The organism is Candidatus Thorarchaeota archaeon, from assembly GCA_021498125.1.
GTDB lineage: Archaea > Asgardarchaeota > Thorarchaeia > Thorarchaeales > Thorarchaeaceae > B65-G9.
Window position 1 is genome coordinate 24,886 of record JAIZWL010000010.1, and the last position, 22,916, is coordinate 47,801.

Genomic DNA, 22,916 nt, shown 5'->3' on the forward strand with positions numbered 1-22,916 from the left:
GACTCCTTTGTTTAATAAACTGCCTAATATTATAACTCTTCTGACAAAATTGACGACCCCACTTTTCAAAGATATATAGCCCAAGACAGTTTAACTATCAGGAAACTATCAGAATAGAAGATAAAATATACAATCTACTGGGTGTCAATAATGGATCTGAGTCTATTTCTCGTGGGACTGGGCCTGTCAACAGGATTTGTACTCATCACGATCATCTTCTGGCTAAGAGAACGGAAGACCGGTCGAAAGGTCTACTTTCTCAAAGAAGCAACGGCACTTGGGACGCTGACGGGAATTGCCAATCTCATGAAGGCAGGTCCCGAGGTTGATGTTTTTGGTCTTGGTCCAGATCTGCTTCAATGGTTCGTGCTGACATCATGGAGCATTGTCTTCGGCATGCTCGGATTCTTCTTCCTCAGCATGCGACATGAGAGTCCCCCATGGAAACAGGTCTCACTTGCAGTTGCGCTCGGCGTGACCGAATTGACTGCGGGTCTTGCAACACTCCCCAATCCGGTACCCGCAGGAAATCCATTATACTTGACGTGGAAAGTATGCTTCTCACTCCTTGGCCTGTATATCTTCAGTTATGGGGCAAAGGTGTACATTGACGCCCAACGTAGAAGGCCCGAGATCAGAAGCCTGCTCATGAGTCTCGCATTATCCATTGTTGCAGTATCGTATCTTCCTGTGATATTGACCTATGATCTCCCGAACTATCTTGGTATCCAGCTCATCCCCGGCATCAACACGGAAACTGCGACAGACTATGTGCGCATCGTGACTCTGATAATCATCGTCCTTACTCTTCTCTCAGACATGGAGTACTTCTACAGGATTCCAACTGAACTCTATGCGATCTCGGTTGTTGCGGAGTCGGGAATCAGCCTCTATAGTTATGGTGACGAGAACGTTGACATTGATCCGAATCTCTTGGCCTCCGCACTGACAGCGATCTCGGTTGTAGTAAAAGAGTCATCAGGGAGCACCAAGCCGCTCAGAAGAATTGCTACCGGTGATAGGATCATTCTGGTCGTGAGCAAACCGGAACAGGAGTTCTCTGTGACTGCACTGGCTGAACGATCCTCCCTTGTACTGGTCCGTTCACTTCAGGTCTTTGCGGACTTCATCTCCGAAGAGATAGGGGACACACTAGCTACGGACACGATCTTGGCGCTCGATAAGAAGAAGATAGATGGACTTGTCTTCCGTGCATTTCCGTTTCTAAAAGTAAGCAGAAGCAAATAGATCCAACCAAAGCTCTGGGTCTTGTCGAAGATAGGCCGTGGACATAGACAATTGGCCAGATTGCATCTCACACCTCAAGAGCGTATAATGAAAACTACAATGAGAAAGATTGGAATCGGCAGACAGAAAAATGCCAGCGAACGATATTTCAACAGAGCAAGGTGAGTAGCAGCTTGCAATCAGGTCGGTAGATAGTCATGGTCAAGAAACTGACACCCATGCAGAGGCAGTACCTTGAACTCAAGCGTCAGTACCCCGACAGCATTCTGATGTTTCGCCTTGGGGACTTTTACGAGATGTTCAACGAGGATGCAAAGACAGCAAGCAAGATCCTCGATATAGTCCTGACCGCACGAGGAGAGGGCGTAGAAAAATGGCCGATGTGTGGAGTCCCCTACCATGCTGTAGATAGTTATGTGGCCAAGCTCATTCAGGCAGGCTGTACAGTGGCCATTGCTGAACAGGTCGAAGATCCCTCTCAGGCGCGGGGAATAGTCAGACGCGAGATCGTCCGCCTGATCACTCCGGGGACCGTTGTCGAGGCGTCCATGCTTGAGGATGCCACCAATAACTTCCTCGTTGCACTTGTCACACATGAAGGGCGTGTTGGAATCGCCGCGGTCGATGTGTCAACTGGGGAGTTCTTGACCACTGAGTTCAAGGCCGACCTTACAGATGATCGAGTGATGACAGAACTCACAAGGCTGAGTCCTGCTGAGATTCTTCTCCCCGACTCCATAGTCAAGGAAAAACGGCTCAAGGAAGAACTGGAACGGATGGGCACAAAGATCACTCCGAGAAATGACTTTGACTTCTCGACCAGAGCCGCGGAACAACGGATCCTCCAGACCTTCAATGTCGCCACACTCGAAGGGTATGGAATTGCTGGCTGGCCAGCAGCACTTGGTGCAGTTGGAGCGATCATGACGTACCTCCAAGATGTTCACAAAGAGAACACGGTCATGATCTCGGGTATCAGAACATACTCTGTCGAATCACACATGATAGTGGATGCCACCACACAGAGGAATCTGGAACTCATCAAGAACGCACGTGATGGCAGCCCAAGAGGCACTCTACTCAGCGTGCTCTCAAAGACCACAACCCCCATGGGCAAGCGCCTCATCAAGCGATGGATACTGCAACCGCTCCTCAGTATTGAAGAGATCAAACGACGACATGATGCAGTAGAGGACCTCGCCCGTTCGGCGGCAGTGCGCAGGAAGATCATGGAGAGCCTTAGACCACTGGGAGACCTCGAACGGATCACCAGTCGTATCCTCTTTGGCACGGCGGGAGCAAGGGAGCTGGTGGCACTTCGTGAGGCACTCGGCCGATTACCTGCGGTGAAGACATCGCTGGCCAGCAGTGGAGCAGACCTACTGATCGAGTCTACAAATAGTATCGACCCGCTTGAAGAACTACGGGAGACCCTGACCCGGTCGATCGTTGACGACCCGCCAGTGACTGTGAGAGAGGGCGGCATGATCCGACGTGGGTACTCGAAGGACCTTGATGAACTCAAGCAGAGTATCGCCGAGGACAAGAAATGGATCGCGTCACTTCAGGCGAGGGAACGCCAACGGACCGGGATCAAGTCATTGAAGGTGGGCTACACCAAAGTATTCGGGTACTATATCGAGGTCACGAAGGCAAACCTCCGAATGGTCCCTGATGATTACGAACGGAAGCAGACCTTGGTTAATGCGGAGAGGTTCATCACACCGGAGCTCAAGAAGCGTGAGGCTGCTGTGCTCTCAGGAGAAGAACGGATAAACCGCCTTGAGTTCGAGATCTTTGAGAGCCTGCGAGAGAAGGTAAAGGAGAAGGCGGACATCCTTCGCAGGAACGCTGGAGCCGTGGCGGTCATAGATGTTCTAGCCTGCCTTGCTGATGTGGCTGTCACTCGACGCTATGTGCGACCCACCATGACCGATGGGACTGCAATCAAGATCATAGATGGCCGACATCCGTCTCTGGAGATGATCCTCGGGCCAAATGAGTTTGTACCCAACAGCCTAGAGATCGGAGATGGTGGAAAGACGCTCATTATCGTCACGGGGCCAAATATGGCGGGAAAGAGTACCTATATGCGTCAGGCGGCACTCATCGTCCTGCTCGCTCAGATGGGGGCCTTCGTCCCTGCCAAGTCCGCAGAGATAGGTCTCGTGGATCGCATCTTTACCCGAGTCGGTGCATTCGATGATCTCACGGCGCGACAGTCCACCTTCATGGTGGAGATGGTGGAGACCGCCAACATACTCAACAATGCAACAGAGAGAAGCCTCGTCATTCTGGATGAGATCGGTCGTGGAACATCCACCTTTGATGGCATGGCACTCGCATGGGCTGTCGCCGAGCAGATCGTTCAGATGAAGACCCGAACGCTCTTTGCTACGCACTTTCATCAGTTGACAGATATGGCCAATCTCTATCACGGGGTCAAGAACGTACACACACTTGCACGTGAAACCGGTAATCGAATCGTATTCCTTCACAAGGTAGTCGATGGTGGGACTGACAAGAGCTATGGGGTACACGTTGCAGCACTGGCGGGTGTCCCCGAACCTGTGGTTCAACGGGCAAAAGAGATACTGCAACAACTCGAACAACAGAATGTTGTGAACCTGAGCGAGGCAACGGATGTACCGGAAAAGACGGCACAGACCACTCTTGAGGCGCTCGTCATTGATGATCCCATCGTGGATCAGATTCGCCACATGGATCTTGACCGGACCACCCCGATTGATGCGCTGCTTGCATTAAAAGAGATGCAAGATGAGATCCGTAAACGATAGACCTTGAAACACGTCTTTGGAATTAACGGGTCTTAATTCTGAAATGACCTTCAGTTCGTTCCAGATTTGGAATGGAAAACTCTCGATTAGCCCAACATCTCAAACAATCAAATTTTGTTCCAAGATTTAAAATATCAAAAATCACCTAACGAATTTATTGGGAATATCTCCTTAGAAGAGGTGAACAATACTCATTGCTGTATCAAAATGCAACAAGATCGAAAATGCAGAAAGATGAAATCTATGTTAAACAAAAAAGAGAATCCGGATGACATGAAAAATGAAAACAATTGACGAGATAAAGGAGATCATTCATCTACACTGGACCGAACTTGAGAAAAAATACAAAGTCAAGAAGATGGCGATCTTCGGTTCATATGCTCGTGGCGAACAAAACAAAGAGAGCGACTTGGATATCCTCGTGGAGTTCAGTGAGCCCGTAGGATTTCTCTTCTTTCACCTTGCAGATTATTTGGAGGAGATACATGGTATCCAAGTGGATTTAGTGACTCCAGATGCAGTAAAACCAAATAGACGGAGATTCATCACGGAGAATTTGATCCATCTCTAAAAGAGAACGAATATTATTTATTGAAAATGTTTTAGATGTGATTAATTTGCATAAAAATAGTCTGGGACATAGTTTTCGAGGATTTCAAAGATGATAGAAAACGGTTGATGCGCTGAAGATAGTTGTACGTATGAACAAGCATATACAAATCAAGGCTATAGAGAATAATCACATCGAACACCAATCGGTTTTCAGTTTCCCTTGAAGCCATAATTAGCATACCGAAGGATAATTATTCGTGAGGACTATATTGATTTAGTGGATCTGCAAACTATGAGGCTTACAAGGGTCATTGCGCATGACTTCAAATGCTTTAAAAAAATTGATGTCAAGATGGATAACTTGACAGTCCTCGTCGGCCCCAATGCATCAGGAAAAAGCAGCTTCATCGACATTTTTGCATTTGTATCCAATGCCCTCTCTGAGAGCCTAAGACTTGCCATTAGATCACGTGGGGGATATCCGTCCATAGTAAGAGCTCAAGGCGGAGGTAGAAGACCTCAAGATATTATGATAGAACTAGAACTTGAGAGCGTCTCGAAAACAAAATATCGGTATGGCATCGAAATCGGTACAACTTCAGAATATGAATTTATTGTGAAAAGTGAATGGCTGACAAAATACTTGTCAGATGAAGAACACTATCTATTTCATTCCGAAAATGGAGAATGGGTGGTCGCACCTTCAGAAGGAAAATTCAGACCACCGAAGATAGATCTTGCAATTTCAAAACTGTCAGAAGATACCGAAATCCATTCAGTCCACGAGTTTCTCCAGAATATGTTTGTCTATCGAATACATCCTGACCTTCTTAGACGACCTCAGAAAACTCAGGCCTCAGAACGATTGAAAGGTGACGGCTCAAACATAGCAAGCATACTTCTCCGAATGACTGACGAAGAATCTCCACTTCTTAAAGAGATGCTTTCAGATTTGAAGGCGTTGATTCCAGAAATAGAGGACATTGCAGTCAACCAAGTAACAGGATATCCGGTAATATTCTTGAAGCATAAGATAGATGACAAAGAATTCTACTTGGATCTGAGCCAAGAATCTGACGGAACCATCAGAATAATCGGACTGCTTACAGCGATATATCAGGACCCACCGCCAACAGTACTAGGTATAGAAGAACCAGAGATAGCAGTACATCCCAAGATCATGGCAGCACTTGCAGAGATTTTGGATGAAACAAGTGATAATATGCAGGTGATTCTTACAACTCACAGCCCCGAGCTCATGAATAGATTTCCAATCGATACAATACGTGTTGTCGAGAAACAGGATGGTGTGGCTCATATTGGGACCATCAATAAAAAACAACGTAAGATTATCGAACAACGTTTGTATGAGATAGGGGAGTTACTGCTAATTGACGATTTGAAAAGAACAACATGAACGTGGCACAGTAATCATCTCATGAAAATAACTCGTATAATATCTGAGGCATAAGACATGCATCAAGTTTGTATTCTAGAGAATCAAGGTTAGTTTGAGTAGTATCCTACTGATGAACCGAAGACAAGTCATTCACACGAACGAGGACAGTTCTATCAAGCAATGTCATCATAAATCTCAATTCTTCGAACGGTTCCGATCACTTCTCCTAGGTCAGGAGGGTTTGCAAGATGATGAAGTAAGCGTGAAGTTGCTTTTTCAGCGGTCAAGACGACCAATTGGATCGTCCCTTTGCCATTAATATTAAATCGGACAGTATCACCATCATTTAGTCTGAGCCTCTCTCGAATTACTCTTGGAATGTATGGTTTTTCATTGTGATACCGCGCCTCATACATTTTAGCCACATGCCAATCAATACGGCCAATAAAATAAGGTTTTAGTATAAAAAACAAGAACTAGGATAAATCCTACTGCTCTGAAATAAGGGGCAAAAAAGGAAACATACATTGATGGCTCTATTAAGATAAAAATTGAAAGACCTAGAAGCGCATAAAGAGGTTTCAGCGAGTCGATGGAGAGATCATCCAAATTATCGCATGTCGCAATGCTTAATTGATAGGTTGTCGTGCCAGCAGTTGAAAGACCCATCTGGAGACCTCTCCCTGTGAAACCGATCATTGCACCGTCAATACTGTCTGCCAACTTTGCCCGACTTGAAGAGGACGTGCTGGCCGCCGTGCGAGGCGGTGCAGGAGCACTGCATTGCGACATCATGGATGGAACGTTCGTTCCGAACATATCGTTTGGTCCATTGATTGTCAAGACACTCGATGAGATCACAGATGTAATGCTTGATGTCCATCTGATGATTGTCAACCCGGACAAGTACATCCCCAAGTTCATTGAGGCAGGAGCGGACCTGATCTATCCTCATGTCGAGGCTCCCTTCGATATCTACCGGACAGTCCAGTTGATCGCGGACCTTGGTGTCCGACCGGGACTGACATTAAACCCGGGAACACCACTTGAGACCGTCAGGCCACTATTAGACTATCTGGACACGGTACTGATCATGAGCGTCTGCCCGGGCTTTGGAGGTCAGAAGTTCATTCCATCAGCGCTCGACAGAATTCGAAGACTGCGTGAGTTTCTCGATGAAGAGAAACCGGACGTGGTGATCGCTGTCGATGGTGGAGTGTCAAAAGACAATATTGTGGGCCTCTACAAAGCGGGAGTACGACATTTTGTTGCGGGCTCCGCGGTATTCAAGACTGAGGACATAGAGCAGACGGTCAGGGAGATGAGGATGCAGGTAGAGGGACTGGAGTGAGGTACGATGAAGTTCTTCATAGACACAGCAAATGTTGATGCGATTCGCAGAGCACACGAGAGAGGCATGGTCGATGGTGTGACCACGAACCCGACTCTCGTCGCAAGAGAGGGCCGCGATTTCAGACAGATCGTTAATGAGATCGCCTCCTTTGTCAAGGGACCCATCAGTCTCGAAGTAGTGAGTGAAGATGCCGAGGGCATGATGAAAGAGGCCCGCGAACTCAATACGTGGATCGATAATGCAGCGATCAAGATACCGATGACATGGGAAGGTCTCAAGGCCGTACGGATGTGCGCAGACGAGGGCATCAAGACCAATGTGACCCTTGTCTTCAGCCCGAACCAAGCACTCCTTGCTGCAAAGGCAGGCGCCACATTTGTCTCGCCGTTCATCGGCAGGCTGGATGATGTCGGCCACACAGGAATGGAGATAGTCGAGTCAATCGTTCAGATCTACAGTAACTACGGATTCGACACAGAGGTCATCGTGGCAAGTATTCGACATCCGGTTCACGTTTATGAGGCGGCAATGATCGGAGCGGACATCGCCACAATCCCACCAGCGGTTCTTGACAAGATGGTGAACCACCCACTCACTGATGTGGGAATCAAGAGATTTCTGGCGGACTGGGAAAAGGTCAAGAAAAAGTAAGTTGCCAGAAAAAGTAGACCATTATAAATAATGCAGTACACACCGAAAGAATTTCGTCGCTCGATTAGATAGCGATATATGGACTGGCGAATTATTCTACGATGAGTGCCACAAATGAAAATTGAAGCCGACCTCGTTGTCTTTAATGGCAACGTCATCACCATGGACTCCAGTAATCCCACCGCCACAGCGATAGCAATCAAGAATTTCAAGTTCCTGCTGGTGGGTTCGGACAATGATGTCATCGACCTACTCCAGTCGGCAAAACGGGTCATTGATCTTGGTGGCAAGACAGTCGTCCCCGGCTTTGTCGATGCTCACACTCATATCACAAGCGCGGGTCTCCGCAGAACACAGGTCAATCTCTCTAAGACCACCTCACTCCAAGAAGTCAAGGCTGCACTTGAAGAGGTAGCAAGAGAGAAGGCACCAGGAGCATGGATTCTAGGATATGGATGGGACGAGAGCAAATGGGCAAAGAGAGAGTACCCTACTGCAAAAGATCTGGATGAGGTCTCGACCCAGCACCCCATTGCCATAAAAAGAATAGATGAACATCTGACATCTGCAAATACACTTGCCATAGAGAAATTTGGTGTCCCGCTGGACCAAGAGGGCGTGCTCAAGGATCGCAAGGGGCGACCAATCGGCGTCTTCAAGGACGTTCCAGACCTCTATCGCAAGATCCAACCGTCACAGAGTGAGATGAAAGCAGCAGTAATATCTGGCGCTCGAATTGCCACCTTTCACGGAATCACCACGGTCGTCGATAACACTCGACCGGAATTTATCAGACAGATTGCCGAGTGCGAACGAGACCAATCACTCACTGTTCGCTTCATCCCTAATCCTCCCGCTGATACCATGAAACATATGATCGGCCTCGGTCTCACCTCCGGCCTTGGAGGGCCCATGTTTCGAATTGGGGGCGTCAAGAGTTTCATTGATGGATCCATTGGTGCCAGAACTGCGGCCCTCTTTGAAGACTACACCGATGAGAGAGGCAATAAGGGCAAGCTGTTCACTGAAGAGAAGAAGTTCGCCCGATTCGTCAAGAAGGCAATCGATAACGGAATCCAGACCGTCACTCATGCCATAGGTGATCGCGCAATAGAACTCTTGCTCAATGCCTTTGAGAGCCTTGATGAGAAAAGATTGGCACTTGTCCGGACCAGACGCCATAGGATCGAACATGCCGAGATGATGAACACCGAACAGATCAGACGAGCTGTGGCCCTTGGACTGATCCTGTCAATGCAACCCAATTTTGTGGGACAGTGGCAGGGGAAAGGAGGACTGTACGAGGAACGACTTGGAGAAGAGCGGACCTCTTGGATGAACATGTTCCGGGTGGCTCTGGATAATGGTGCACACCTCTGTTTTGGTTCGGATGGCATGCCCTATGGTCCACTCTATGGGATCTGGTCAGCAGTCGCGCACCCAAATCCGAGAGTGAAGATCTCCGTGGAAGAGGCTCTCAGATGTTATACTATGGAGGGAGCGTATTCCGTCTTCATGGAGCGTAACATTGGTAGCATCACCGTTGGCAAGAGAGCGGACTTTGTCGTTCTATCTGAGGACATCACTAAGGCGAAACCGGAACAGATACGCGAGATCCAAGTAGAGAATACCTTCGTCGGGGGAATCGAAGAGTTCTCTCAGGCAAGGAATAGAGGAATATAATCATAAAATATTGATAGCGAGGCTATTCAACATTTCAGATTGTGATAATCCCAGCACTTGCGTAAATAGCAGCGATACTTGCAAGCGATATGCTTCTACAATCCTTGGCGACCTAACATAATCGGACATAATAGAGCAACATATCTAATTTAATACGCTATTTTGCACTAAATTAAATTTGAGAGCTGTGTGAAAAGTCCACAGACATAGATCGTTCAAGTCAGAATGGATCCCGAAACGTTTTGGATTCGATCGCAAAATGGTGTTCATACTTCTCATGATCACTATTTCACTGACTTTTCACACAGAGCCTTAAATTTGCAAAGATTAAAATCCATCAATATCCTAACAAAAAGGAGAACAGATTCATAGATGTGGAAATGCTGCGTCAAACGTTTTACAAGAAAGGTTCAGAGATCCTGGCGGAATCACTACATCAAGATGTGATTTTGTTAAGGAAATCTCTGTTAGGAGAGAGAAAAACATGAAAACAGGAAAGTTTTATGTTATATTAATGGCCTTGCTGCTACTGATGCCTTCACTAATCAGTATTAATCCAATAAATCATACGACCAACAATTACATGACTACAAAACCAATGTCCCCTAAAGTCAAAGACATTCCATCAGTAGACACGGTCTCAGAAATAACACGAACGAACATTATGGAAAATCCCTCATTTGAGAGAACCACTATAAGAGGCACACCAATCGACTATTATTCCAGTGGAAGTGCATATGCACATACCAATTTCTCATACAAGGACGATGTCCATACCGGAGCTCAAGCAGCGTGCATTGAGGGTGAAGCCACCAATTCATCATCGAACTATGCATCATTTTACCAGTATATCTCTGGCAATCGATACTTGTCAGAGAGTCAAACACTTGATGCATACTACAACATCCAAAAGCCCGGCCCAATTGATAATGACGCATATACGTATATCCAAATTACAACTACAAACTCATCATATTATAGGATTTACGTGTACTATGTGATCAGTTATGGAACATTTGCTCCATCGAACTGGAGTAATAGTATTTACTTTATGTTGAATAGTACTCTGAATAGTTGGAATCACTTAACCAGAAATATCACTCAGGATTTGCTCAGTGCGATACCTAGCACAGCAACAGACCTGACAAGAAGGGTAGAGTCGGTCTATGTATCACTCACTTCATATACGGGTAACACGGAACGCATGTCTTCAATATTCGATGATTTTCGCATTCTTAATGGAACTGGCTACAACATACTAGCTAACAGTGGGTTTGAGAATACAAACCCGACCAATTGGAATGCGAACAATTATTCACCATCCCATATTGGAAGATCGGCAGATTGCACGGATGGGAAGAATGCATTGAACATAACCATTGCGTCCATTGGCCAAGGACACACGGGATATGCTTACACCCAAAGAGCTTTTTATAATACATATGATCAGTTCCTCCCGACAACAGAACAATCGGTCAAAATCGCATTTGATTGGAAATACTCAGACGTGTATAACGGTGGGGGGCAATATGCGTTTGCAGGGTTACGGCTCGTGAATGACACCGGGTCTTTTTATCTATACTATTTATTGGGGGCGGATAGGGATACATATGCATACTCAAATTCAACCACGGAGTTGTATTTTGAAGCCCAAAGTTTCGGAACAAGAGATCAATGGAACCATTTCTCACGGGATATATCTGCGGACCTAGCATCTATCGGATGGAAAAACGTTTCATTATATCGTGTCCAATTTTATACATATCTTGGGAATCACGCCAATTCCTCAGTCCAGTTGCTTGTTGATGCGGTAGAGGTCAAGGCCTACACCTTTGGAGACCCAGGGTTTGAGTCCATCTTTCGAGACACATCTTCAGATCGCATAGCGACATGGTATCGACAATCTGGTGATGCCTCAAGAGTGACTCGGTCAACAGACCGTCACTCTGGGGAGTATTCTGCAAATCTGACTGCGGAGAATAATCAGTATTCAAGCATTAGTCGGTTTAACTTCTTTACACCAGTTGATGCAGGATTGTATTTCGATGTCTCATGGAAAATCGTCTCAATGACATCTCCACCAACAGGTGACATCTATGCCAGAATTGGTTTGTATTTTGAGGGAGGCTACACGCTCTACTATTTCTTAGCAAAATCGGCTTCACTCACATTAACTAATGACAGCTACAACTCGTATATCAATGTCAAGAACTTCAACACGACAGGCACATGGTTTACAAATCACATGAACATCACAGATCATCTGAACGCCTCATTTGGAGAACATATATGGAATCTCACAGAGATACAGATCTGGGTGTATGCGTCCAGCGGAAACAAGATCGTGTTCTTGCTTGATGACATTGGTCTCGTCGATGTGATACCTCCAACTATCAGTTCGGTGTCGCACACCCCTGCTTCACCCATGTACTATGAGCCTGTTGAGGTCACTGTAAATGCACAGGATGATCGCGCCAGTGTGAAGACTGTCACAGTCTATTACCGGACAACTGGGTCATGGACTGCCCAACCCGCCAGTGAATCAGATGGTCATTACACCGCAACAATTCCAGCACAGGGCTATAACGCGACTGTAGAGTACTACGTGGAGGTCACGGATTGGTCAGGGAATAGTGTGATCGATAACAACGGTGGATCGTATTACTCCTACACAGTTGGAGATGATGTGAACCCAACTGTGTCATTGGACCACCCAGTAAATGGGACAACCGTGACAGGAGAGGCATGGCTCAATGTGACTGCTGATGATGCTGGAAGTGGAATAGACTATGTCGAGTTCAAGATAGACGGCGTATCTGTATACAATGACACAACAGCACCATTCGCCCTGTACTGGAACTCCAGAACTGTAAGTAACGGCTCAAGGACTCTGACCGTTGTGGCGCATGATGTTGCCGGTCACGTGTCTGAGGACTTTATTGTCATCAATGTACAGAATGACGTTGCTCCACCAGAACTGACCTATGCCATCATCAATCCTTCGGAGCCACAGTATGGGGAGGATGTCACAATCTCCGTTGGAGCTCTTGATGTGTCTGGTGTAGAGAATGTCACACTATTCTATCGCATGAATGGTGGCTCTTGGACCTCAGTACTCATGACCCAATCAGGAATTCTGTATAGCCATGTGATACCGGGACAACCTTATGGGACAGAGGTGGAATACTATATCGTTGCATACGACATCTATGGAACATCTGACTCCATAGGCTCCAGCTCGAACCCAAGAAGCTATACAGTGTCTGATCGAATCGCACCAGTCCTGAGCGTGAGTGGCCCATCAACCACCGAGCCAGTCATGGGAACCGTGGCATTCCAGGTCACAGCAAACGATCTTGGCAGCGGTATTGATCGAGTAGAGTTCAAGGTTGATGGAACTACTGTCGAGTCCAAGGCTGGTGGCACCTTCAACTGGAACACTCTTGACTTTGAGAACGGCAATTACACACTGACCTTTACTGCATATGATAATGCAGGCAACACAGTGACTTTCAGCATCGAATATCAGGTCCATAATCCGGTGGGCATTGAAGGAATTACAGCAAGCCTCTCGTCACTCATGGCTCAATACGGTTTCATCTTGGGTGCTGCTACTGTGGTCATCATTCTAGTAGTGATCAAGATCATTGCTAGGAAACGAGGCAGTGCGTAGAGAACGAATAATAGCTTGATGAGGTCTTTGTGCCTCATCAACTCTCCTTTTTATTTCATTAAGATCACATCAGCATAGATAAGGAACTGTGCCGTATTCCGATGCATTCAAGTTAAGAGCATACTATCTAATCTCAACGAGATGATTCATGTACAAGAGGTCTCAATAGTGGGTCGAATACGACGATTGAATGATAATCTGATAGCGCTTATCTCAGCAGGAGAAGTGATCGAGGGACCGTTCTCCGTGGTCAAGGAGCTCGTGGAGAACTCGTTGGATGCTGGTGCCACATCTATTGACATTGAGATCTCAGGGGGAGGAATTGATAGGATAGTCGTCTCTGATAATGGCAGCGGGATCTTACGCGAGGACTGTACGGTCTGCCTAGAGAGATATGCCACGAGCAAGATCGCAACACGAGAGGACATTGAAGGTATCAAGACATACGGGTTTCGGGGAGAGGCACTTGCAAGCATCTCAGCCATTGCAGACGTGAGAATTGTCACACGCGCAGAAGAGGAGACTGTTGGAACGGAGCTCATCGCGCCCGCAGGAGAACAGCCTACGATCAGGGAGACCTCACGACCCAGAGGCACGACCGTAGAGGTGAGCGATCTCTTTGCCCGAGTGCCTGCTAGAAGAAAGCACCTCGCCGGACCAAAGACTGAGGCACGGAGAGTCATGGATGTCGTCATGCGTCATGCGGCGGTCCGGAACGATATCGGCTTTCGACTCATCCGTGATGGAGAGGTCATCATTGACTGCCCGGCAGGACAGTCCCGCCAAGACAGGCTCACCTATCTGTGGGGGACCCAGATCTCGGGAATGCTCATCGAAGTCGACTACACTCTTGAAGACATCCGAGTCGAGGGAATCATCATACGCCCACCGATGTCGAGAGGAAGCCGAAATAGGGAATACTTCTCGATATTGAAGAGACCGATCGAAGACAATCGATTGAGTCGAGCTGTTGAGAGCGCATACTCTACGCTCCTGATGCGTGGGAGGTATCCTGCCTGTGTCTTGGACATAACGGTTGATGTGAATACTGTCGATGCCAACGTCCACCCGACAAAACGAGAGGTGAGAATCACGGACATGGATCATGTTGTGGAAGCGGTCCAGCTCGCGGTCATTCATGCCTTGCGACAGGACACACCACCTGAGACCACTGCCAGTCTTGAGGACTTCATCCCTGAACGGGACGGAATTCAATCTCACGAACCAATCCCTCAGAGAACAATCGCAGCAACTACCCCCATACCGCCTCCTCCAGTAAAGAGGCCAAAGGTACCAATTGAGAGCAGAGAACTCTTCGAACAGGAAGACTCCGCTCAGGAGCAACAGGAGACCCGGATTGATCCTCTGGGTGGTACGTTCAAGATCATAGGCCAGATACAGAATGTATACATCCTCCTCGAGTTTGATGATGCACTGGTCATTATTGATCAGCATGCCGCTCATGAGCGTGTGATGTACGAACGATTCCGTAAACAGGTCAATGAGGGGAAGGTCGTCGCCCAAGAGCTGTTAGAACCGCTCGTGCTCGAATTGAGTCCCGATGACACGGAACGGATTGCTGAACTGAAGGACTCGTTTGAGAGAGTGGGATTTTCGGTGGACATGTTTGGCACACGGGAGATCATCGTACAGACGGTACCCGACATTCTTGGACACCAGATCTCAGGGCGAGAGCTTCTTGGTCTCATGGATGAGATACTTGAGGTTGGAAGAGAGCAACCAGTTGATCACTTCATGGATGAACTGGTCAAGTTGACGGCGTGCCACAATGCGATTCGAGCAGGCCAAGCCCTGAACACAGAGGAGATTCGCAACCTTCTGGAAGAGATGGCTGAGACCCCAAATCGGTACAACTGCCCACATGGTAGACCGACTATGATCCGCATCACATATGACGAGCTGGAGCGCAGATTCAAACGAACAGTCTGACCGTTAGCTCGAACCAAAGTCCTTTTTATTCCGATTTCATCTTACAATATTTGGCCTACCAGGAAGTGTGAATCGGAATCAGCGCTCGTAGACCACCGATTCCGAAGAGAAGCAGTGAATCGCACAATCTTGATAGGCGAAGACAGACCTAAATACCATGCCTGAGAAAGAGTGACTATGCGGATATAATACTGTGACTGTCGAAGACTCGAAACCAAACACAATTCAAATCTGGGTCCCTTCAGAAAAACTTTCGGAGAGGATCAGAAGACTACGAGAACATTTCTACTCTTTTGCGACACGTTCTGAGACAACTCCCTAAGCTTGGGAATCCGATCTTGATCGATAGTAGAACTAATAGAGCGTTACTGACCAAGCACAAGAAGAACAAGTTCAAAGTCCAACAGGATGCATTCCATAAATTCTTGATCGAGATGATAGAGTCATATTTCACCTCCAAGTTAGGAGCCGGTTCGGAGTTCATCTCTCAGCTAAAGGCCGAGATCAAAGATATGACCGAACTCTTACCCAGACTTGTTCTGAGCGTATCTCGTTTGAGCCATGACGCAGGAACTTTAACTAATTTGTGGCAAAAGATCTCTAATAACGAGCAGCTCCAGATGTTAGACGACCTATTTGAGAGATTAAAAGAACATGACAGTATGGACGAGTTTGGATTCGTGCTAGCCAACTTTGTAAAAGAAAGCCATAACCGTTTGATATCCACACATCAAAGAGATACAGGAACAAGAAAAATGGAGACCTTACTTTTCAAAGCTCTCCAAGGCATAATGAATTCGGCTTCGTAAATGTAATGTGAAAGATATATAATTAATGTCAGCCCCATTTTTTGATAATAGCCCCTCGATTAAGTGCTTTTTGCTACTCGGGAGAGAAAGGCGAAGACTTTTACTATATAAAGTACATAAGAAATACGAGACCGGAACAATGGTCTCAGGGGTGGCGACTGTGAGCACCACCTGGTTCATAGCAAAAGAATACCTAAAGAGATTAGACGTATCATTTGAAGAGAGAGGACGGAAGACATTCAGTCTGTACCCTGTTGGCAAGACCAAGACCGAAGAGATAGAGGTCTTCCCGGGGACAAATTGGATCACGTTGACGACTCGGCTTCTGAATCTATCAGAAGTTCCGGAAAAGAAGAGAAAGGATGTCTACGAGAAGCTCCTGCGAATCAACGCCACGTTAGTCGAGATTAGTTTTGGCGTGGATAAGAAGAACTGTTTGACTCTGCGAAATGCGATCCCGGTGACAGGAATCTCATATGATGCATTTAGTGCGGTCTATGAGGCGCACATCAATGGAATCAAATTATTCCAGAAGAAACTGCTCTCTCAACTATTGTGATGAGAGCCAAGTCGAATTGAACTGAAAATGCCAGAGTAGAGTTGTAGAACCGCAGACTCGTAAGAAGACGAGTTCGTGCAATATGTGCTGTCAATGTGTTTTTCGTGGCGTAGCCATGTAGAGGAAGCGATTGGCCAGTCCTTAAATGAAAACGACGAAAACAACAACTGCCAGAACTGTATTTTAAAAAAAGAGAGGGGAGAAGAGGGAAGACCCTCTTCAGTAGTCTATCGTCGGCGTTTGGATACTAACACTACGAGGATCACTACGACAACTGCAATGCCACCCACCATGATCAGCATTTCCGAGTTGATCTCAGGGCCACCGCCCGTATATGGTGGATTGGTCGTGGTGGTTGCCACCATGCCCTTACCAACAACATAGGTCAGAACCATGGACTCATAGCTACCTGAGGGTGTAGATACTAACACCTTGAAGTAGACCTGAGTGTCCTCGTCAAATGGCGGAATAGTGCCAGCCCAAGTGTTGCCGTTCTCGTTCCACATAGACCCCGAGTTCCAGTTCGCGTCATCGGTACTATAGAGGAGAGAGACCTCGTTGATCTGCTCGCTCGTATAGATGTCACCACGAACCGTCACTGAGTCACTGGATGTAGGAACGGCAGGCTCGATGCTGAAGGCACCGAAGGTCACTGGTCCAAGACCACCCTGGACACCAGAGGCGGACACGTAGCTGACAAAGACCGGGTCCTGATTGACGCTAAAGCCTTCCCACTCGGGGAAGCCAATAGTCACCATGTACATGCTTGAACTAAAGCTCCAAGCAGTTGCGGACTTGCCCGAGTCTGACTCGAAGGCCGTTCGGAAAGTACCCAATGGGGTCGTGTAGCTGAGAACATCGTACGGAGCAGTGAGGTTCTTGCCCCAGTCATAGGTGACGCCACCCATGATCATCTCAGCAAAACGGGCACCTGAGGTCTCAAGGTCAAACCTGTCCGAACTCACAGTGCTCTCGCTGTCGGCAAAGGTGCCGTTCGCCTTGAAGGCAAAGTCGGACATGCGGACCTCGGAGAAGTAGTTGAGTGCAAGACTGCGGTTCTCGAGATTATCTCTGCCACCAAGCAGATCCACATCCCAATTTCCGACGTAGTTATCCACCTTGATCCGTGCCTGATTATTGATGTCGCTGGAAGAAACAGTACCTTGGAAGTGTACTAGAAATGACAGCTCGTCGATAGTAATCTTGGTCGGTCGCTCGTCAAAGGTCCTCATGTCGGTACCAGTGACTAGACTGTCATACCAGCCCCAGTAACCATAGGAGGTGAATGGGAAGACAGTTCCGTTGACATTATGGAATGTGACGCCCCATGTCACCTCATTGGTGAGATTGAGGTTCAACCAGCCAGAGGCATTGAGATTACCATAGGCCTCGCCAGGAGTGACAAAGCTCACCGACTCCACGGAGTCAGGAATGAGGAAGTGTGTCAGCTCACTATTTGATGGATTGTTGACATCAACGGACATGACACTATCATTGTTCGTGTCCTTCCAGAGCATGAGGCCACTGTATTCATAGTGAAGACCAATGTCTAGCCAGTGATCGACATCGCCAACCATGGTCGAAGTCCCATAATTCTGGTCAATACCAAAGCTGAGCCATGTCCAAGTCTGACCACCCTGATCGATCCAGTCCCAACCATTCGCTTGAGCCTGTGCAAGAATATCCGCCCAGGTCATATTCTGAGCCATCCATGCAACACCCCAATATCCAGCTCGTGGAGTATCATCGCTGAACATCAGTGTGTCCTTGATGATGTCCATGTCAGTGGAATTCACTCTCGTGAAGTCGGCTGCATGATACCAGTAGAAGGACTGACTCCATGTGTAGTTCCAAGTGAAGGTATCTACACCCAGCCACGAGTTGACATGCATCTCGTCACCATAAGCAGTACCGTTGGGATCCCAAGTGAGCCAGACATCCATGTGGTCCCATGAATGGGTCCAACTATCTGTCGATTCGTACTCCTCAAGGATGTAGTACTGATCACTAGTGGTCTCGAAGTCCCCATCAAGATCCAGTGCGCCATTGGTCGGATCAATTGCCCAGTTCTTAAAGTCCCACATTCCCCATGCGGGTATACCTATGACAACAGAATCAAAGTTCTTGTAGACAGCACTATCGATTGGTTCAGGACCGTACACATATGCATGACCCCAAACGTATCTCAAGCGTCGAATAGGTTCTATGTGAGAGGTGGCGTTTACCAGACTACCCTTGTAATAAAATTGGTAGATGGGGTGGTCATTACTAAGATAGACTTCGGCAGATGATGTGCCATTCACGATTCGAAGTTGGGTATTGATATACGCATTGTCATGAACAACATACGTCTGATTATTGAAGTCAATCACCGTGTGCGATGCATTCTCATATGCTATTGCATGTGAGATGACCAATACTGGAAGAGATCGATAATTGGTTCCAAGTTCGATCTCGCTGCCATTTAGTGCAATATAGAAGTACACAGTATAATTGTCCTGTTGGCGACTATAGGGATAGTTGAACCAAGAGTAGAACTGCGTACCATCGAGATCCATCAGATAGACATTCACCAGATTGGTCTCATTCACAAGCCAATAGGTGCCATTGAGAAGGTGATAGAGATAGCAATTGTTAGGTGCACTCCAATTTAGAGGCTGACCATACTCGTTGCTATAGTACTCAACGGTCTCAAGTGGACTGAACATCTGATTTCCACTAAAAGTACCAACTTCAGCAGTACTACTACTGACAGTCGGATTCCATGCAATTGTGCCATTAGCGATAATGACTCTCTGGAATGACTCGACCACTTCATAGGTTGTCCCATTGATAATAGTATACAAGAGTGAGTCATTGTATTTGTGGACAGGATAGAACGTACCGTTATAGACCAGTGATCTGGTCGAGGGTACCTTTCCGCCCTCCGAGATCAGATGGTCGAGATCGTACTCGTCAGCAGACGCAGCACCAGGATAGGGCATCTCGTGTATGAGACCATTCCCATCTTCATAGTACCAGAAACGGTCTATATTCCAAGACACCAATATCACTGCGTCACCATCATACTGTCCAATGTAATACACTTCAGACCAGCTGACAAACTGCCAAGAGCCTTCGATGTACATCATGTACCGATCTGTCACTGAGTCATGCTGCAACTGGTAGAGAATACCGTCAACATCCATGATGAAGTAGGTTGACGCAGCACTATCCCACCAATACTCACTGATATTGAGTAGACCATTGTTACCATAGCGGACATACTTGTAATTGGTCATATTATCCGGAGTCACAAAGTCGTAAGGTGTGATGTTGACCGAGGGACCCGAATATTCCCAATCGCCTTGGTGAAGGCCTCCGTAAATATCAATCCAGTAGTAATAGCCGCCACTATCGTTGCCATCCCACCAACGGTCCCAGTCCTGAGCCGTTAGGAAGGTGTCACCGTTACTGACGGTCACATTGTAGATCCAGATACCCTCAGTATAGGTCACCGGGAGCCTAGTGCCATTGACCAGCTCATAGTAGTAGTAATTCTGAGAGGTGATAGGATCATAGTGGTCATAGAAAAACAGACGCTTGACATCTTTTTGCATTCCGGGATCAAAGATGGTCGTCACCTGAATTGGTATCTTTTCATTATTAATGAGAACAAATGGTGCCTCACGACCCATCATAAATGCAGAACCTAGTGTACCGTTAACGAAGTTGTACGCCAATTGATTTTCAAAATTCTGATCGACATAGATCAATGATTCTTGATAATCAAAGCTGTAGACTGGCTCCATGCCCCATGAATACACAGGATGCAGGCCCCAGATACTATCATAGTCTTCATGCCATGTGTTATTCATGAAGGAGAAGTCCCACCAGTATGTGGTGTCGGGAACTGCGTCGCTCATATTTACAAAGAAGGAGACATACAAGTTGCCGTCCTCAGTCCACTTGGTGAAGTTCTCAGTTGTACAGAATGGCGATGTGACTTCGGTATTAGGACCACGTTCGGGGATCCATTCCGTTTGCCATTCACCAGTCTGCTGGTTGAAGAACCAAGTGGTCCACACCCAGCCTTCGATCTCGCCCCATTCCCATATTTGGTAGGCACCAAAGACATACTCGGTCGCGCCGGATGTCGCATTGTATACTTTATGCCAGCCTGTCTTGTTGACAAGAACATAGTCCCAATGAGTACCATATGTGAGGTTGGTCAAGGTGGTGTAGTTATACGCCGTCAGCGTCGGGCTGCCGTCCATAGCATAATTGATCTCGTATGAGAGAGAAGACCATGTTGTCTCGTTTTCGGACCAAGTACCGTCGTATGCCTTGAGCCGTAAGAACGCAGCATCAATATCATCAGCGATCGAGCTGCCGCCCTGTAGTTCGGCCTTCACTTGGAAGTATTGGCCCTTGTCAACTTGGAAGGTCCAACCTGAGGGATTCTTTCCATCAGCTGTGAGAAGCCACGCGATCGTCACAGGGCTCTCAATTGCGACCTGTCGGGCCATATTGAATTCGGCCTCGGTCTGTAGAGGATTACCTCCCCATGTTGCCGGACCCCAGTGATTGCCCTTGACATCAAAGACGTCAGCCCAAAAATTCACCGAGTTATAGCGATTGGTCGGGGGCATCTTGTCTGTGAAGTGCCCAACAAGATCAACCACCAACTGGTTATTGATCTCACGTGCTATGCACCGAGAGAAATTAAGTTCGAAGAACTTTGGAATATCAGTGGGATAGGGTTCTGTCACGATAAGGTCGCGTTCATCCACGCCATCAACATAGTGGTCAAGGGGATAGCCCCAGACAGTGTACCCATATTGCTCAGTCCAGTTACCGGAGCTCACATTATAGCTATAGTAAGCCATTGAGGGGACCCATTGAGTCTCATTATAGAGCACGGGTTCATTTTGACCACTTGTCGCATTCCATTCCCATGTCAGGCGGGTGACATTCACACCCTTTGCAGTATTGAACTCGGTTCGTTGTAACTCCTCATGGACGCCATAGATCCACTCATACGTTGTGACCACAGCAGAGGCATTCCAGACATAGGTATGCATTACGTGATCATATTCCCAACCACCAGTAGTGATGATGGGAGCCAGATAATCAGAAGTCACATTCACAAGGGTGTCAATACCCTCTGGTAACGGTAGGGTGAGACGAACAATACCCGGATCCGTACCTGTAACATTAAAGCGCATGATAAAATCGCCGTTTCTGCTCACTGAATAGATAGTATCACCTGAGAGACCCAGCTTCTGTAACGTAAACGAACCACCAAAGGAGATAGCCATCGCCGCAGATGGTGGTAGTACAAGTGAGATCCCTCTAAATTGCCAACCAGTATTGTACCCATCTTGGCGATAGTTGTTGTAATCTGTGTCCATTATGTACATGTCCAATGTATACATTCCCACAGGGGCGTCTTCGGTAAAGCGTACAACAAAACTAACATAATCGTTCATCGTATCATTGTGGTATGAACTGCTATTTGAATCGATAATCACAAATGAGGGGGCTGGAGGCTCGGGAGGTGCCGTAGAACCGGATTCGGTTGCATTATACTCTGAGGAGTAAACGTCCCAGTTAGCGATCCCGTCCCATAGATGAAAATTAATATTAAAGTTGGCCGAAAAGTTAGTGTCAGAGGTCATGTAATATCCATTAAACGTTACTGTATCGATAGTAGCGTTTCCACTGAAGATGTCCTTAGGCACTGTGACAGTAAAAGTCAACCATTCGTCAACCTCGGCGTAATCGTCAGGCCCAAAAATAGATCCGTTCTCATGATAGATCTTATAATCGGGGCGTGGGCCAAATAGCCATTGCTTGTTATCCCAGGTCCATGTATCACTTGTGCTGTTACTATCCTTGTTCCAACCTACGAATGTCCCATTCTCACCTGGCTGTATAGGACCCATTGGAGGTCCTTCCTTTTGAGACCATGTAAAGATGAGATCATTCGTAGAAATATCCGATGCGGGTAGAGTGGCGGCTGAACCAGCATAGAACATTGAAATAAGGAAAATACTAACAGCAACTACAGAAAGAAATTTTCTTGTGCTTTCCGTTGGTTGCATCTTTAATCGACTCTCCTGAGTGACATGCGGTCTAACTGCACGCAGGAGATGTACAGATGCGGGGGGTTGTTGGCGTGCAATCAAAAAGATGATCACTCTAGAACTAATATATTATAAGATGAATTGCGAATATAAGATAATGGCTGATATACTG

Annotated in this window: 13 protein-coding genes; 11 read left to right on the forward strand and 2 right to left on the reverse strand. The window is 47.0% G+C overall.

The annotated features are described in order from the left end of the window. The first annotated feature begins 150 nt into the window (after positions 1-150). The 4 genes from K9W43_13775 to K9W43_13790 all read left to right on the forward strand — a co-directional run bounded on the left by K9W43_13775 (position 151) and on the right by K9W43_13790 (position 6,015). Entirely contained in the window at positions 151-1,248 is a 1,098-nt protein-coding gene (locus K9W43_13775; protein MCF2138296.1) for a hypothetical protein, read from the forward strand. A 197-nt stretch (positions 1,249-1,445) separates the two neighbouring features. Continuing rightward, entirely contained in the window at positions 1,446-4,046 is a 2,601-nt protein-coding gene (gene mutS / locus K9W43_13780) for a DNA mismatch repair protein MutS (protein ID MCF2138297.1), read from the forward strand. 280 nt (positions 4,047-4,326) lie between these two features. Further along, complete coding sequence (locus K9W43_13785) at positions 4,327-4,617, forward strand: nucleotidyltransferase family protein (GenBank protein ID MCF2138298.1); 291 nt, start codon at positions 4,327-4,329, stop codon at positions 4,615-4,617. Positions 4,618-4,890: 273 nt separating this feature from the next. Then, positions 4,891-6,015: an AAA family ATPase gene (locus tag K9W43_13790; protein MCF2138299.1), complete on the forward strand. Its 1,125-nt coding sequence runs from the start codon at positions 4,891-4,893 to the stop codon at positions 6,013-6,015. 155 nt (positions 6,016-6,170) lie between these two features. On the opposite strand, the gene K9W43_13795 is transcribed toward K9W43_13790, so the two are convergent. Beyond that, complete coding sequence (locus K9W43_13795; protein ID MCF2138300.1) at positions 6,171-6,413, reverse strand: hypothetical protein; 243 nt, start codon at positions 6,411-6,413, stop codon at positions 6,171-6,173. 230 nt (positions 6,414-6,643) lie between these two features. On the opposite strand from K9W43_13795, the gene rpe reads away from it, so the two are divergent. From rpe to K9W43_13830, 7 genes are all read left to right on the forward strand, one after another. Next, a complete protein-coding gene (rpe, locus tag K9W43_13800) occupies positions 6,644-7,348 on the forward strand; it encodes a ribulose-phosphate 3-epimerase (GenBank protein ID MCF2138301.1) in 705 nt (234 codons plus the stop codon). Positions 7,349-7,354: 6 nt separating this feature from the next. Further along, positions 7,355-8,002, forward strand: a complete 648-nt coding sequence (gene fsa / locus K9W43_13805; GenBank protein MCF2138302.1) for a fructose-6-phosphate aldolase — start codon at positions 7,355-7,357, stop codon at positions 8,000-8,002. 114 nt (positions 8,003-8,116) lie between these two features. After that, positions 8,117-9,685: an amidohydrolase gene (locus K9W43_13810; GenBank protein MCF2138303.1), complete on the forward strand. Its 1,569-nt coding sequence runs from the start codon at positions 8,117-8,119 to the stop codon at positions 9,683-9,685. 484 nt (positions 9,686-10,169) lie between these two features. Further along, a complete protein-coding gene (locus tag K9W43_13815) occupies positions 10,170-13,358 on the forward strand; it encodes an Ig-like domain-containing protein (GenBank protein MCF2138304.1) in 3,189 nt (1,062 codons plus the stop codon). 141 nt (positions 13,359-13,499) lie between these two features. Next, positions 13,500-15,308: a DNA mismatch repair endonuclease MutL gene (mutL, locus tag K9W43_13820; protein ID MCF2138305.1), complete on the forward strand. Its 1,809-nt coding sequence runs from the start codon at positions 13,500-13,502 to the stop codon at positions 15,306-15,308. Positions 15,309-15,646: 338 nt separating this feature from the next. After that, positions 15,647-16,117, forward strand: coding sequence for a hypothetical protein (locus K9W43_13825; GenBank protein MCF2138306.1), 471 nt, complete (start codon positions 15,647-15,649; stop codon positions 16,115-16,117). Positions 16,118-16,277: 160 nt separating this feature from the next. Continuing rightward, positions 16,278-16,676, forward strand: coding sequence for a YbjN domain-containing protein (locus K9W43_13830; GenBank protein MCF2138307.1), 399 nt, complete (start codon positions 16,278-16,280; stop codon positions 16,674-16,676). A 227-nt stretch (positions 16,677-16,903) separates the two neighbouring features. Here the strand turns inward: K9W43_13830 and K9W43_13835 are convergent, their stop codons facing one another. After that, positions 16,904-22,762, reverse strand: coding sequence for a hypothetical protein (locus tag K9W43_13835; protein MCF2138308.1), 5,859 nt, complete (start codon positions 22,760-22,762; stop codon positions 16,904-16,906). Positions 22,763-22,916: the final 154 nt, after the last annotated feature.

Coding starts and splice junctions, on each gene's coding strand:
- K9W43_13775 (MCF2138296.1), top strand. CDS start 151: ATGGATCTGAGTCTATTTCTCGTGGGACTGGGCCTGTCAACAGGATTT.
- mutS (MCF2138297.1), top strand. CDS start 1,446: ATGGTCAAGAAACTGACACCCATGCAGAGGCAGTACCTTGAACTCAAG.
- K9W43_13785 (MCF2138298.1), top strand. CDS start 4,327: ATGAAAACAATTGACGAGATAAAGGAGATCATTCATCTACACTGGACC.
- K9W43_13790 (MCF2138299.1), top strand. CDS start 4,891: ATGAGGCTTACAAGGGTCATTGCGCATGACTTCAAATGCTTTAAAAAA.
- K9W43_13795 (MCF2138300.1), bottom strand. CDS start 6,413: ATGTATGAGGCGCGGTATCACAATGAAAAACCATACATTCCAAGAGTA.
- fsa (MCF2138302.1), top strand. CDS start 7,355: ATGAAGTTCTTCATAGACACAGCAAATGTTGATGCGATTCGCAGAGCA.
- K9W43_13810 (MCF2138303.1), top strand. CDS start 8,117: ATGAAAATTGAAGCCGACCTCGTTGTCTTTAATGGCAACGTCATCACC.
- K9W43_13815 (MCF2138304.1), top strand. CDS start 10,170: ATGAAAACAGGAAAGTTTTATGTTATATTAATGGCCTTGCTGCTACTG.
- mutL (MCF2138305.1), top strand. CDS start 13,500: ATGATTCATGTACAAGAGGTCTCAATAGTGGGTCGAATACGACGATTG.
- K9W43_13835 (MCF2138308.1), bottom strand. CDS start 22,762: ATGCAACCAACGGAAAGCACAAGAAAATTTCTTTCTGTAGTTGCTGTT.